This is a genomic window from Streptomyces sp. NPDC093085, from assembly GCF_040683935.1.
Lineage (GTDB): Bacteria > Actinomycetota > Actinomycetes > Streptomycetales > Streptomycetaceae > Streptomyces.
Genome location: NZ_JBFBFB010000001.1, coordinates 1,483,059 through 1,495,946, shown reverse-complemented (window position 1 = coordinate 1,495,946; position 12,888 = coordinate 1,483,059). Strand labels below are relative to the sequence as shown.

Annotated in this window: 8 protein-coding genes and 3 pseudogenes; 7 read left to right on the top strand and 4 right to left on the bottom strand. The window is 73.3% G+C overall.

The window, feature by feature from the left end; genetic code table 11:
• Nucleotides 1-132: 132 nt before the first annotated feature.
• Nucleotides 133-399: a DUF1876 domain-containing protein gene (locus AB0O07_RS06215; RefSeq protein ID WP_365627549.1), complete on the bottom strand. Its 267-nt coding sequence runs from the start codon at nucleotides 397-399 to the stop codon at nucleotides 133-135.
• A 332-nt stretch (nucleotides 400-731) separates the two neighbouring features.
• On the opposite strand from AB0O07_RS06215, the pseudogene AB0O07_RS06210 reads away from it, so the two are divergent.
• Nucleotides 732-2,409: pseudogene (locus AB0O07_RS06210) on the top strand (GAF domain-containing protein).
• 162 nt (nucleotides 2,410-2,571) lie between these two features.
• On the opposite strand, the gene AB0O07_RS06205 reads toward AB0O07_RS06210, so the two are convergent.
• Together AB0O07_RS06205 and AB0O07_RS06200 are read right to left on the bottom strand one after the other, a co-directional pair.
• Complete coding sequence (locus AB0O07_RS06205) at nucleotides 2,572-3,354, bottom strand: response regulator transcription factor (protein ID WP_365627546.1); 783 nt, start codon at nucleotides 3,352-3,354, stop codon at nucleotides 2,572-2,574.
• 152 nt (nucleotides 3,355-3,506) lie between these two features.
• Nucleotides 3,507-3,965, bottom strand: a complete 459-nt coding sequence (locus tag AB0O07_RS06200) for a cyclic nucleotide-binding domain-containing protein (protein ID WP_365627543.1) — start codon at nucleotides 3,963-3,965, stop codon at nucleotides 3,507-3,509.
• A 231-nt stretch (nucleotides 3,966-4,196) separates the two neighbouring features.
• On the opposite strand from AB0O07_RS06200, the gene AB0O07_RS06195 reads away from it, so the two are divergent.
• From AB0O07_RS06195 to AB0O07_RS06185, 3 genes and pseudogenes are all read left to right on the top strand, one after another.
• Entirely contained in the window at nucleotides 4,197-6,701 is a 2,505-nt protein-coding gene (locus AB0O07_RS06195; RefSeq protein ID WP_365627540.1) for a phosphoketolase family protein, read from the top strand.
• Nucleotides 6,701-6,922 (top strand): annotated as a pseudogene (locus AB0O07_RS06190) (hydrolase); the annotation flags it as partial. The gene AB0O07_RS06195 and the pseudogene AB0O07_RS06190, both read left to right, overlap by 1 nt.
• Nucleotides 6,923-6,954: 32 nt before the next feature.
• Nucleotides 6,955-9,444 carry a glycosyl hydrolase family 65 protein gene (locus AB0O07_RS06185; protein WP_365627538.1) on the top strand — a complete coding sequence of 830 codons (2,490 nt, stop codon included), beginning with the start codon at nucleotides 6,955-6,957 and terminating at the stop codon, nucleotides 9,442-9,444.
• Nucleotides 9,445-9,535: 91 nt separating this feature from the next.
• On the opposite strand, the gene AB0O07_RS06180 is transcribed toward AB0O07_RS06185, so the two are convergent.
• Entirely contained in the window at nucleotides 9,536-10,219 is a 684-nt protein-coding gene (locus tag AB0O07_RS06180) for a CBS domain-containing protein (protein WP_365627535.1), read from the bottom strand.
• Between the two features lie 78 nt (nucleotides 10,220-10,297).
• Here AB0O07_RS06180 and AB0O07_RS06175 point away from each other — a divergent pair, with 78 nt between their 5' ends.
• The 3 genes and pseudogenes from AB0O07_RS06175 (at nucleotide 10,298) to AB0O07_RS06165 (ending at nucleotide 12,772) form a co-directional block, all read left to right on the top strand.
• Nucleotides 10,298-10,471: a hypothetical protein gene (locus AB0O07_RS06175; protein WP_365627532.1), complete on the top strand. Its 174-nt coding sequence runs from the start codon at nucleotides 10,298-10,300 to the stop codon at nucleotides 10,469-10,471.
• Between the two features lie 144 nt (nucleotides 10,472-10,615).
• Nucleotides 10,616-11,002, top strand: a pseudogene (locus AB0O07_RS06170) (AarF/UbiB family protein); the annotation flags it as partial.
• 234 nt (nucleotides 11,003-11,236) lie between these two features.
• Nucleotides 11,237-12,772 (top strand): GMC family oxidoreductase N-terminal domain-containing protein, encoded by a 1,536-nt coding sequence (locus AB0O07_RS06165; protein ID WP_365627529.1) that lies wholly within the window; start codon nucleotides 11,237-11,239, stop codon nucleotides 12,770-12,772.
• Nucleotides 12,773-12,888 lie beyond the last annotated feature (116 nt).

Here is a 12,888-nt window from a genome sequence, read left to right as displayed (position 1 = left end):
TGGTCCGGCCGGGCGGTCCGGGCCGGCGCGTGGTGCCGGGTCGGCGTCGTCAGGGCACACGCCGTGGTCAGGGCACGCGCCGTGGTCAGGGCACCGTGGTCCGAGCCGGGCGGGATTCAGACCGGGCGGGATTCAGACCGGACGGGCCGGACCCGCCAGTTGGACGATGTCGTCGGAGGCGACATCGTGCATGCGGATGGCGAGGTCCTCCAGGGCGCGGCTGGCCGCGAGTTCGTCACCGATCTCCGGGACGGAGCGGTCGACCGGATTGCGTCTGGCGGACCCGTGTCCCGTGATGTGCGAGGTGTCCCGCGTCGTCAGTACCGCCCGGGCCCGGGTGTTGTCGTCGTCTTCCGTCAGGTAGATCTGTACGCTCCACCGCTTGGTCTGCACCGTCATCGCCTCCTTCGGGCTCTCCCCCGGCTTCGTTCCCTACCCGGCCAGTCTTCGCCTCCGGGCGCGGCGGCGGTAGGGCCGACCGGACCGGTACCGGCTCCGGGCGCCCGGCTCGGGATGCGCGGAGACCGGTGGTCGCTACCGTGAAGAGGGGGCCCCGGTGACGGGGCGGCCCCTCAGCAGGGCCGGGACCACGTCGCAGGGCCGGGGATCACGTCCGGGGGGCTCCTGGCGGAGGAACCGTGGCCGACGACGTGGCCGACAGCACGGCCGGCGGCGCGCGCCCCGACCGTGCCGCGAGCACGCCGCAGGGGACGGCCGCGCTCCCGCCCGAGCTGCGGGCCCGTCTGGACACCGTACGGCGGGAGGCGCCCGAGTCGGCGCGGGGTCTGCTGGAGGCCGTTCTCTCGATCGGGCGCGAACTCGATCTGACGCAGGTCCTGCGGCATATCGTCCGGGCGGCCGTGGTCCTGGTGGACGCCGAGTACGGCGCGCTGGGCGTCGTCGGGGAGGAAGGGAACGGGCTCTCCCGGTTCGTGCCGGTCGGACTCGCCGAGGAGCGGATCCGGGCCATCGGTCACTTCCCCGAGGGCCACGGGATCCTGGGCGAAGTGATCCGGCACCCGGAGCCGCTGCGGCTCGGGGAACTCGCCGACCACCCGTCGGCGCGCGGATTCCCCCCGCACCATCCCCCCCATGCACTCCTTCCTCGGCGTACCGGTCCGGGTACGGGACGAGGTCTTCGGCAACCTCTACCTCACCGAGAAACGCGGGGGCGCGGAGTTCGACAGCGCGGACGAGGCGGTGCTGTCCACGCTGGCCGAGGCGGCCGGGGTGGCCATCGGCAACGCCCGGCTGTACGAGCGCTCCCGCGAGCGGCAGCGCTGGCTGGAGGCGAACGCCGAGATCGTGGCGAGCCTGCTCTCCGGGGCGGACGAGACGCAGGTGGTGCCGGTGATCGTGGATCGCGCCCGCCGTATCGTCGCCGCCGACCTGGGGGTGCTGGCGCTGCCGGAACCGGCCGGTGACGCGCTGCGGGTGGCGCGGGCCGCCGGGGTCGACGCCGAGGCCCACGACGGTCTGGTGCTGCCGCGCGAGGGCTCCTTCGCCGGGGCCGCCCTCACCGCGGGGCACCCGCTGATCAGCCCCGACATCGAGCACGACCCCAGGGTCACCGCCGGGCCTCCGCGCTGGGCCGGGCTGGGGCCCGCGGTCGCGGTGCCCATGGCGGCGGGCGACGGGGTACGGGGGGTCCTGCTGCTGGCCCGGGTGCGCGGCGGGCCCCCGTTCACCGAGGCGGGGACGGCGCCGCTGCGCTCCTTCGCCGGGCAGGCCGCGCTGGCGATGGAACTCGCCCGCGCGCGGCGCTCCGCCGAGCAGCTCACCCTGCTGGAAGACCATGACCGGATCGCCCGTGACCTGCACGACCTCGCCATCCAGCGGCTGTTCGCCACCGGGATGACGCTCCAGAGCGCCGTACGGTTCGTGGACCATCCGGCGGCGCGGGAGCGGCTGCTGCGCGCGGTGGACGACCTGGACGAGACCATCAAGATCATCCGGTCCACCATCTTCGGTCTGCGCTCCCGCTCCACCGGCGCCACGCGGCAGGGGCTGCGGCTCCGTATCACCCTCCTGGTGGAGCAGGCCGTACGCGCCCTCGGCTTCACCCCCTCGCTGCGGATGGAGGGGCTCGTCGACACGGATGTGCCGCGCGAGGTCGCCGACCACGCCGTCGCCGTGGTCAACGAGGCGCTGAGCAATGTCGCCCGGCACGCACACGCCACGCGTGCGGAGGTGGCCGTGGTCGTACGGGACGGCCGGCTCACCCTGAGCGTCGCGGACAACGGCACGGGGCTCGCGCCCGGGGGCCACCGGGGCGGCCTGGAGAACCTCGCGGGCCGGGCGCGGAGCCTGGGCGGGGAGATGACGGTCGGCACGCGGGAGGACGGCGGCGGCGCGCGGCTGGTGTGGAGCGTTCCGATCGGCCCCCACCGAACCGGCTCCGTACCGTAGCGGGCCGTACGGCAGCGGTCCGTACAAGGCGCGGTCAGGGCGGGTGGTGGTCAGGGCGGGTGGTGGTCAGGGCGGCACAGGTCGGGCCGGCCGTGGTCGTACGGTGGGGTCCGGTGCTCAGTGTCCCGGTGCTCAGTGTCCCGGTGCTCAGTGGGCCGGTGCTCAGTGGGGGACGGGCCCGTGCTCCGGGGAGTGCTGTCCGGCCTGGGTGGCGAGGACGGCGGCCTGGATACGCCGTTCCACACCGAGCTTGGCGAGGAGCCGGGAGATGTGGTTCTTGACCGTCTTCTCCGACAGATAGAGACGGCGGCCGATCTGGCGGTTGGTCAGCCCCTCCCCGATCAGCCCGAGTATCTCGGCCTCCCGGGGGGACAGCCCGCTCAGCGCGTCGGGCTCTCGCGGCTCGTCGGCCTCCTCGCCGCGCAGGCTGCTCATCAGCCGCGCCGTCGTCGCCGGGTCCAGCATGGACCGGCCGGCGGCCACCACGCGTACCGCCGCCACCAGGTCCGTTCCCTTGATCTCCTTCAGTACGTATCCGGCCGCGCCCGCCATGATCGCGTCGAGCAGCGCCTCGTCGTCGTCGAACGAGGTGAGGACGAGACAGGCGAGCCCCGGCAGACGCGAGCGCAGCTCCCGGCAGACGGTGATGCCGTCGCCGTCCGGCAGCCGTACGTCCAGCACGGCGACGTCCGGCCGGAGCGCCGGCCCCCGGGCCAGCGCGCGCCCGGCCGACGCGGCCTCGCCCACCACCTCGATGTCCTCTTCGGCGTCGAGCAGGTCCCGTACGCCGCGCCTGACCACCTCGTGGTCGTCGACGAGGAAGACCCGGACCGGCCGCCCCGGTGAGCCCGCCGGTACCCGGTCCGGCGTCCCGCGCGGCCTCCCGCCCGGTGTCTCCTGCCTGGCGTGTGCCTCGTCCATGTCCCTGGCGTGTGCCTCGTCCATGGCCTGCCTCCGCGCTCTCCGGGTATGCCGCCGTAGCTCCCCGTGTGCCCCGGTGCCTGCCCCGGTGCCCGGACTCCTCTCCCCCATCGTGACCCGCGCCCCGGGGGTCCGCCAGGGCCGACCGGTCCCGCCCCGGCCCCCGGACGGCCCTGTCACCGGTCCGGACCGCTGCCCTGCGGCCCGTAGAGATCCAGCAGCCGGTGCCGGCTCGCCCGCAGCCGCTGGGCCACCACCTCGGCGACGCCCTGGTAGACGGCGCGCCCGAAGACCGGGTCCGCCTCGCAGAGCGCCCGTACCACCGTGGCGTCGAACTGCTCGGCCTCGACCCGGCGGACCGCCTCGGCGCCGAGGTGCCAGGTGTACGGGGGCAGGAGCCAGGACCAGCCGAGCAGATCGCCGGCGCCCAGGGTGCCGACCACGGCCGCGTGCCGGCCGGGAACGTGCAGGTCGAGCGCTACCTGGCCCTGGATGATGATCCAGAACCGGTCGGCCCATCTGCCCTCCTCGAAGATGCGCGCGCCGTCCGGGAAGGACACCCGCACGGCAAGTCGCCGCAGCCGCTCGCGCCCCTCGGCCGGCAACTGGTCGAAGACGTACCGCGTTGTGGTCATGGCCTGCACCTCGCCCTCTGCGGACCGCCCCATGGACCGGGCGTCGCCTCCAGGGTCCGGCGCGGGCGGCGGGCACCGCATGGGCCGACCGGGGTGGATCGCGGGACCGCCCCGCCCCATCCCACCCCGCACACCCGACGCATCCCCATATGCCCGATGCGCCCCTGTGTGCCCGGTGCGACGCTGGAGGTACGTCCACCCCGTGGTACGTCCACCCCCGTGGAGGCACGCATGCACGCGACCACACCAGCCGCATCCGCCTCGCACATCCCGCCCGTATCCACGCCCGTACCCACGCCTGTCGGTGACGAGGAGCTGGCGGCGCTGGTCGCCCACTGGCGGGCCGCCAACTATCTCGCGGCCGGGCAGATCTATCTGCTGGCCAATCCGCTGCTCACCGAAGCGCTCCGCCCCGAGCACATCAAACCCCGGCTGCTCGGCCACTGGGGCACCTCCCCGGGGCTGAACCTGGTGTACACCCACCTCAACCGGGTCATCAGGGCGCGCGGGCAGGACACGCTCTGTGTCTGGGGCCCCGGCCACGGCGGCCCCGCGGTGCTGGCGAACTCCTGGCTGGAGGGGAGTTACACCGAGGTCTACCCGGACGTCGGCCGGGACACGGAGGGCATGGCCCGGCTCTTCCGGCAGTTCTCCTTCCCGGGCGGGGTGCCCAGCCATGTCGCGCCGGAGACGCCCGGCTCGATCCACGAGGGCGGCGAGCTGGGGTACGCGCTCGCGCACGCCTACGGTGCCGCGTTCGACAACCCGGAGCTGCTGGTCGCGTGCGTGATCGGGGACGGGGAGGCGGAGACGGGACCGCTGGCGGCGTCCTGGCACTCCGACAAGTTCCTCGACCCGGTGCGCGACGGCGCGGTGCTGCCGATCCTGCACCTCAACGGCTACAAGATCGCCAACCCGGCCGTGCTCGCCCGCGTACCGGAGGCGGAGCTCGACGCGCTGCTGCGCGGCTACGGCCACGAGCCCCTGTACGTCACCGGTGACGACCCGGAGACCGTCCACCGCGCCCTGGCCGGCGCCATGGACACCGCGCTGGACCTGATCGCCGGAATCCAGCGCGCCGCCCGCGAGGAAGGCGTCACCGTACGCCCCCGCTGGCCCATGATCGTCCTGCGTACGCCCAAGGGCTGGACCGGACCTGTCACGGTGGACGGGCTGCCGGTCGAGGGGAGCTGGCGCGCCCATCAGGTGCCCCTGGCCGAGGTCCGCGAGAACCCCGTCCACCTGCGGCAGTTGGAGGCCTGGCTGCGCTCCTACCGTCCTGAGGAACTCTTCGACCACGACGGGCACCCGCTCCCCCGGGTCCTCGCCTGCGTACCCGGCGGGGCGCTGCGGCTGGGCGCCACCCCGCACGCCAACGGCGGGGTGCTGCTGCGGGAGCTCCCCGTACCGGCCCTGGAGCCGTACGCCGTGCCGGTGGCGCGGCCGGGGGCCACGGCGCACGAGCCGACCAGGGTCCTGGGCGAGATGCTGGAGGCGGTCATGGCGGCGACGCGCGAGCGCCGGGACTTCCGGGTCGTGGGCCCCGACGAGACGGCCTCCAACCGGCTCCAGGCGCTGTACGGGGCGACGGGAAAGGCGTGGCAGGCGGAGACGCTCCCCACCGACGAGGACCTGGACCCGCACGGCCGGGTGATGGAGTTCCTCTCCGAACACACCTGCCAGGGGTGGCTGGAGGGGTACCTGCTCACCGGCAGGCACGGGCTCTTCTCCTGCTACGAGGCCTTCGTCCATATCGTCGACTCGATGGTCAACCAGCACATCAAGTGGCTGAAGGTCTGCCGGAACCTGCCCTGGCGCCGCCCGGTCGCCTCGCTCAACTACCTGCTCACCTCGCATGTCTGGCGCCAGGACCACAACGGCTTCTCCCACCAGGACCCGGGCTTCGTCGATCACGTGCTCAACAAGGCTCCGGAGGTCGTCCGGGTCTATCTGCCGCCGGACACCAACACCCTGCTCTGCGTGGCCGAGCACGTCCTGCGCAGCCGCGACTACGTCAATGTCGTGGTCGCCGGGAAGCAGCCCTGCTTCGACTGGCTCACCCTCGACGAGGCGCGCTCGCACTGCGCGCGGGGAGCCGGGGTCTGGCCGTGGGCCGGGACGGAGCGGGAGGGCGAGGAGCCCGATGTGGTGCTCGCCTGCGCGGGGGACGTGCCCACCCAGGAGGTACTCGCCGCCGCGCTGCTGCTCCGCCGCCATCTGCCCCGGCTGGCGGTCCGCGTCGTCAACGTGGTCGACCTGGCCCGGCTGCTGCCCGCGTCGGATCATCCGCACGGGCTCTCCGACCGCCAGTACGAGGCGCTGTTCACCCGCGACAAGCCGGTGATCTTCGCGTATCACGGCTATCCGTGGCTGATCCACCGGCTCGCCTACCGCCACCCCGGCCATCCGAACCTGCACGTACGGGGATACAAGGAGTCCGGCACCACCACGACCCCCTTCGACATGGTGGTCCGCAACGACCTGGACCGCTACCGGCTGGTCATGGACGTCGTCGACCGTGTCCCCGGCCTCGCGGTACGGGCCACTCGGACCCGGCAGGCCATGGAGGACGCCCGTCTGCGCCACCACGCCTGGATCCGCGAACACGGCACCGACCTCCCCGAGGTGGCCGAGTGGAGGTGGCGGCCGGTGCCCGTGAACGGGGCCGGGTCCGGGTCCGGGTCCGGGTCCGGGTCCGGGTCCGGGTCCGGAGGGCCGTCCGCCGGGGCGCTGTGATGGACCGTCACCCGGGCGCTGTGCCGGCTCCGCGCTCCGTGCGCGCCGTCGGCTTCGACACCGACGGGGTCGTCACCGACTCCGCCGGAGCGCACGCGGCGGCGTGGAAGGGCGCGTTCGACGCCTGCCCGGTACCGGCCGGCCTGTCCCCCTTCGACCCGGTGGACGAGTACCGCCGCTCTGTGGACGGCAGGTCCCGCCGGGACGGGGCCGCGGCGTTCCGCGAACCGCTCCCGCCGGGCGGTGGGGAGGGATGACCGTACGGGCCTGGGAGTGGACGTACGAGGGGTACGACCCGGGGACCGAGCGGGTGCGCGAGGCGCTCTGCACCCTGGGCAACGGCTACCTCGCCACCCGGGGCGCGGTGTCCGAGTGCCCGGCGGGGCCGGTGCACTACCCGGGGACGTACGCGGCCGGCTGCTACGACCGGCTGGTCTCCACCGTCGCCGGACGCCGGGTCGAGAACGAGGACCTGGTCAACCTGCCGGACTGGCTGCCCCTGCGCTACCGGGTGCGCCCGGAGGGCGGGCCGCCGGGCCGCTGGCTCTCCCCCGACAGCCCCCACCTGGCCGCCCACCGCCGGACGCTCGACCTGCGCCACGGCACCCTCACCCTCCGCTCGCGCTACTCCGGTCCGGCGGGGCACCGGCTGACCGTGGAACAGCACCGCCTGGTCCACCGGGGAGATCCCCATCTGGCCGCGCACCGCACCTCGTTCACCGCCGACGGGTGGTCGGGCGCGGTGGAGGTGGAATCACGGCTGGACGGCGATGTGCGCAACGCGGGGGTGGAGCGGTACGAGGCCCTCGCGCAGCGGCATCTGACCGACTGGCGCACGGGCCGCGACGACAGCGGCGGCAGCGGTGATCACGGCGGCCGGGCGGGCGGGGCCGGTGACCGGGCGGGCGGGGCCGGTGACGGGGCAGGCACGGGCGGCGACACGGTGTGGCTGAGCTGCCGTACCGGCGACTCCGGCATCCGGATCGCGCTCGCCGCGCGCACCCGGGCCCCGGACCACCCCGGCCTCGGGATCCGCACCCGGCCGGCGGAGCGGCAGACCGTCCAGACCCTGCTGCTCCCCGTCACGAACGGCCGGAGCGTGGCCGTCGACAAGACCGTCGCGCTGTACACCTCCCGCGACCGGACGGTCGGCGGCCCCCGGCGGGCCGCCCTCGCCGCCGTACGGAACGCGCCGGACTTCCCGGAACTGCTCGCCTCCCACCACCGCGCCTGGGAGTCCGCCTGGCGGCAGGCCGTCCTGGAGGCCCCCGGCGAGGCGGGGCGGATTCTGCGGCTGCACCTCTTCCACCTCCTCCAGACGCTCTCCCCGCACACCGCCGAACTGGATGCCGGTGTGCCGGCCCGGGGGCTGCACGGCGAGGCGTACCGGGGGCATGTGTTCTGGGACGAGCTGTTCGTCCTGCCCTACCTGAACCTGCATTTCCCCGAGGTCTCCCGGGGGCTGCTCGGCTACCGGTACCACCGGCTCGGCGCGGCGTGCCGGGCGGCGGGCGCGACGGGCCGCGACGGCGCCATGTACCCGTGGCAGAGCGGCAGTGACGGCCGGGAGGAGACCCCCGCTCTCCATCTCAACCCGCGCTCGGGACGGTGGCTGCCGGACCACTCACGGTTGCAGCACCATGTCGGCTCCGCCGTGGCGTACAACGTGTGGCAGTACTGCCAGGCCAGCGGTGACACCACGTTCCTGTACACCCGGGGCGCCGAGATGGTGCTCCAGATCGCCCGCTTCTGGGCGAGCGCGGCGACCTGGGACCCCGTCCTCGGCGCGTACCACATCCCCGGGGTCATGGGCCCCGACGAGTACCACGACGCCTATCCGGGGGCGGCGGCACCCGGCGTCGACGACAACGCGTACACGAACGTCACCGCCGCCTGGGTGCTCGCCCGCGCCCTCGACATCAGCCGGGCACTGCCCGGCCCCCGGCGGCGGCGGCTCTTCGAGCGCCTGCGGATCGACCCGTCCGAACCGGAGCTCTGGGAGGAGACCGCCCACCGGCTCCATGTGCCCTACCACGACGGGGTGATCAGTCAGTTCGCCGGGTACGGGGAGCTGGCCGAACTCGACTGGGACGGGTACCGCGCGCGGTACGGGGACATCCGCCGGCTCGACCGGCTGCTGGAGGCCGAGGGCGACACCGTCAACCGCTACCAGGCGTCCAAGCAGGCGGATGTGCTGATGCTCGGCTGTCTCTTCTCCCCGGCGGAGCTCGCCGCCCTCTTCCGGCAGCTCGGCCACCGGCTCGACGACGACACCTGGCGGGCCACCGTCGACCATTACCTGCGCCGCACCAGCCACGGCTCGACCCTCAGCGCCCTGGTCCACGCGTGGGTGCTGGCCCGGGTCGACCGGGACGCGGCCTGGACATACGCCGAGGAGGCGCTGACCGGCGATGTGGCCGATGTCCAGGGGGGCACCACGGGAGAGGGCGTGCACCTCGGCGCGATGGCCGGGACCCTCGACTTCGTCCAGCGCGGTCTGACCGGTCTGGAGACCCGCGACGACGCGCTGTGGCTCGATCCGGCGCCGCTGCCCCAGTTGTCGAAGTTCCGGATCGCGGTCCGCTACCGCGACCACGGGGACATCGACCTCCGCTTCCGCGCCCAGCGGGTCCGGATCGCCGTCCCCGCCTCGGCCCAGGCCCCGGTCCGGGTCGTCCTCGCGGGCCGTGCGCACGCCGTCGCCCCGGGCACCGCCCGCTGGCTCGCCCTGCCCGGCGGGTGACGGGTGGTGTCCCGGGGCGGTGTCCCGGGGCACTGACGCGGGGCGCTGGCGCGGGGAGCGCCGGGGGTGCCGGGGTGCCACCGGCCACGGCTCAGAACCGAGGCTCCGGGCGGGGCGTCTCCAACGTGTCGGCGGGCCGCCGGACCAGGTCGCAGCGGACCTCCACGACGCCCTCGACCGCCCGCGCCAGCCGCGCGGCGACCGGGACGAGCGCCGTGTCACCGACCTGACCGCTCAGGGTGACCACGCCGTCGGTGACGGACACGTCCACGCTCTCCCGGGAGACCCGGAAGAGCCGCTCGACCACGTCCCGCCGTACCTCTTCCGCCAGCTCCGCGTCCGGCCGGAGAAACACCTTGAGGAGATCCGAACGGCTCACGATTCCCCGGAGCATTCCCTCCCCGTCGACGACGGGCAGCCGCTTCAGCGCGCCCCGCGCCATCGTCCGGGCGGCCTGTGCGAGGGTGGCGTCCTCCCGTACCGTGACGGCGGGGACGGTCATCAACTCCTCGGCGGTCACCGCGCCCGCCTTGCGCGACTCTCCGGGGTGCCGCGTCCGCTCCGTACGGTCGGGACCCGCGCGCTCCGCCTCCTTGGCCAGCAGATCGGCCTCCGAGACCACCCCGACCACCCTGCCGTCGCCTTCGAGGACCGGCACGGCACTGACCTTCCACCGCTTCAGGGTCTCCACGATCTCCTTGAACCCCGCCCGTGGCCCGACGGCGACCACCGGGTTCGTCATGACATCGCCCACCACACACGGTGTGTGCCGCATGGCCTCTCCTCTCACGAGCGCCGGGGAGACCGCCCGCACGGTCCCTTCGCCTCCCAGCGTGAACCGGCCGCGACCCCCGTGGCCGCTCTCCCCGGGCTGGATGCTCTCGCGGGGGCCAATCCGCTCGTCCTGGCGGCGGGCGTCAATCCTGCGGCGCTGCTCTCCGGAGGGTCCCCGCTCGGCGCCATCGGCGGCCACGGCGCGTCCCCGCTCGGCGCGCGGCCGGCGCCCCGCAGGACGCGGCCGCGCTGATGACGGGGCTGGCGGGCTGCCGCGGCAACTGGGCCAGCTCACCGAGGCGGTCACCAAGCTGATGACCCTGCTGGAGGGCCTGAAACTGCCGGCCGCCGCGCTGGCGGGCAAGAAAGCCGCTCAGCCCGCGTCGAGGAACTCGCCGTGTCCGTGCGACGCCGCCAGCGGCGCGCGACCCCCGCCGACGACCCCGCGGACGAGCGGCGCCGCGCCCGGGCGGTCCGCCAGGCGCTGGAACGGCTCGGCCCCTTCTACGTCAAGCTCGGACAACTCCTGTCCGCCCGTCCGGACATGGTGCCACCGGCGATGATCGCCGAACTGGAGAACCTCCACGACCAGGTGGAGGTCCTGCCGTTCACCCGGCTGGAGACGGTCCTCGAACAGGATCTGGGCCCCGGCTGGCGGCGCCGCTTCCAGGACATCGACACCGCGAAGCCCCTGGGATCCGCCTCCATCGCCCAGGCCCACCGCGCGACGCTGACCGGCGGCCGGCCCGTGGTCATCAAGATCCAGCGTCCACCTGGCGCGCGAATACTCCTCACCCCAGCAAATGGCCCGCAACTGGATGGAACTGCTCATCGGCACGACTTCCGGCCTGAAGCACCTGCGCGGTCTCGCCAAGGACGCGTCCAACCAGCCGCGGCGTGCCTCATGGACCTGCGCCGCAGAAACCGGTGAGCCAGGGGGCGAGTTATATAGTCCGCAGGGCACGCGTCCGTTGACGGCACAGGGCACTTCCGGTGTCTCTGAGCAGGGAGGTCTGCTGTGGAGAAATACCACTACATAGTGGTCGGAGCGGGCACGGCCGGGTCCGTTGTGGCGGCCAGACTCAGTGAAGACGCCTCGGTGAGGGTACTTCTGCTGGAGGCGGGGTCCAGTGAACGGCCCGGGGACGAAAAGGGCGTTGTCGATCTGTGGGGAAGCCGGTTCGACTGGGCTTTCAGCAGTGTGCCGCAGAAAGGTCTTGACGGCGTGACGGTGCCTGTCCCGCTCGGGCGGGCACTGGGCGGGTCGAGTTCCATCAATGGCCTTTACCATATACGCGGCCACCGTTCCAGTTACGATGCCTGGGCGGAATCCGGGGCTCAAGGGTGGGATTTCGAAGCCTTATTGGACTCCTTCCGGCGGAGTGAGCGGACCACCGGGATGGATCCTCAGTGGCGCGGGACCGATGGGCCCATCGTCATCGAGCCTCCGACACCGCTTTCCCATGACGCTTTTTACCGTGCAGTCCTGAACGCGGCGGAAGAAGCCGGGCACAAGAGTCTCGTCGACGGGAACGGTGCCGAGTCGGAGGGGGTGACGCCGACCGAGATCAACCTGGTGCGGGGGAAACGCCAGAGCGCGGCGGACGCGTATGTGCGGCCCGTCCAGCACCGCCCCAACCTGACCGTGACCACGGATGCCACCGTCCATCGGCTGGTCATGGAGGGCCGCCGTTGTGCCGGTGTCGAGTACGTCGTCGACGGCCGGAGCGTCCGGGCGGTGGCCGACCGCGACGTCGTGCTGTGCGCCGGGGCCGTCGGGTCGCCTCACCTCCTACAGCTCTCGGGGATCGGTCCTGGCGCTCATCTCCGCGGCGCGGGGGTCGAGGTCGTCCACGATCTCCCGGGGGTCGGCGGCAATCTCCAGGACCACACCTATGCGCATGTCGGGTTCGCCACGGCGGCCCCGGTTCCGGCGACCAGTCCGTACCCGCCGCGCGTTCTCACCCGCACTTCACCGACGGCCGAGCCCGATCTCCAACTCGTCGCCGTGCCGCTGCTTCTGCCGGTACGGGGCGCTGACGCGCGACGCGAACCCTGGGGCAGTGCCGCGTGGGCCCCCTCCGGTGTGCACGGCTACTCCATCGCCTTCTCCTCTATGCGCCCCGAGAGCCTGGGTTCGGTGCGGCCCGCCGGCCCGGACCCGGCCGCATCCCCCCTGATCGACCTGGGGCTCTACACCGAACCCCGTGACCTGGATCGCATGGTGGCCGGTCTCCGCGCCGCGCTGGCCATCGGCCGTGCCGATGCCCTGGCCCCATGGCGCCGGGGCGAGGAGGCTTTCGGCCATCCGCTGGAAACGGCGGATGATATGCGGGAGTACGTCAAACGCGCGACGGGCAGTTACTTCCACTTGGCCGGTACCTGCGCCATGGGAGCGGGACGGCAGGCTGTGGTCGGCTCGGACCTGAAGGTGCACGGCATTCAGGGAATCCGGGTGGCCGACGCGTCGGTCATGCCGTCACTTCCCTCGGCGAATACCAACGCCACTGTCCTCGCCGTCGCCGAACGAGCGGCTGAACTCATACGGACCTGAGGCCGCTCGCCCCGAGACGGATTGACATCGCTCTTCAAGACGGGCCATCGGATGGATCAGTTCCTGCCCTCTCTCCTCGCCCGCTGCCCCTTCGCCCGCTGCCCCTTCGCCCGCCG

What these genes read in the sequence shown, in the direction of transcription:
- AB0O07_RS06215 (WP_365627549.1), bottom strand. Translation starts at nt 399, where the DNA reads ATGACGGTGCAGACCAAGCGGTGGAGCGTACAGATCTACCTGACGGAA.
- AB0O07_RS06205 (WP_365627546.1), bottom strand. Translation starts at nt 3,354, where the DNA reads ATGGACGAGGCACACGCCAGGGACATGGACGAGGCACACGCCAGGCAG.
- AB0O07_RS06200 (WP_365627543.1), bottom strand. Translation starts at nt 3,965, where the DNA reads ATGACCACAACGCGGTACGTCTTCGACCAGTTGCCGGCCGAGGGGCGC.
- AB0O07_RS06195 (WP_365627540.1), top strand. Translation starts at nt 4,197, where the DNA reads ATGCACGCGACCACACCAGCCGCATCCGCCTCGCACATCCCGCCCGTA.
- AB0O07_RS06185 (WP_365627538.1), top strand. Translation starts at nt 6,955, where the DNA reads ATGACCGTACGGGCCTGGGAGTGGACGTACGAGGGGTACGACCCGGGG.
- AB0O07_RS06180 (WP_365627535.1), bottom strand. Translation starts at nt 10,219, where the DNA reads ATGCGGCACACACCGTGTGTGGTGGGCGATGTCATGACGAACCCGGTG.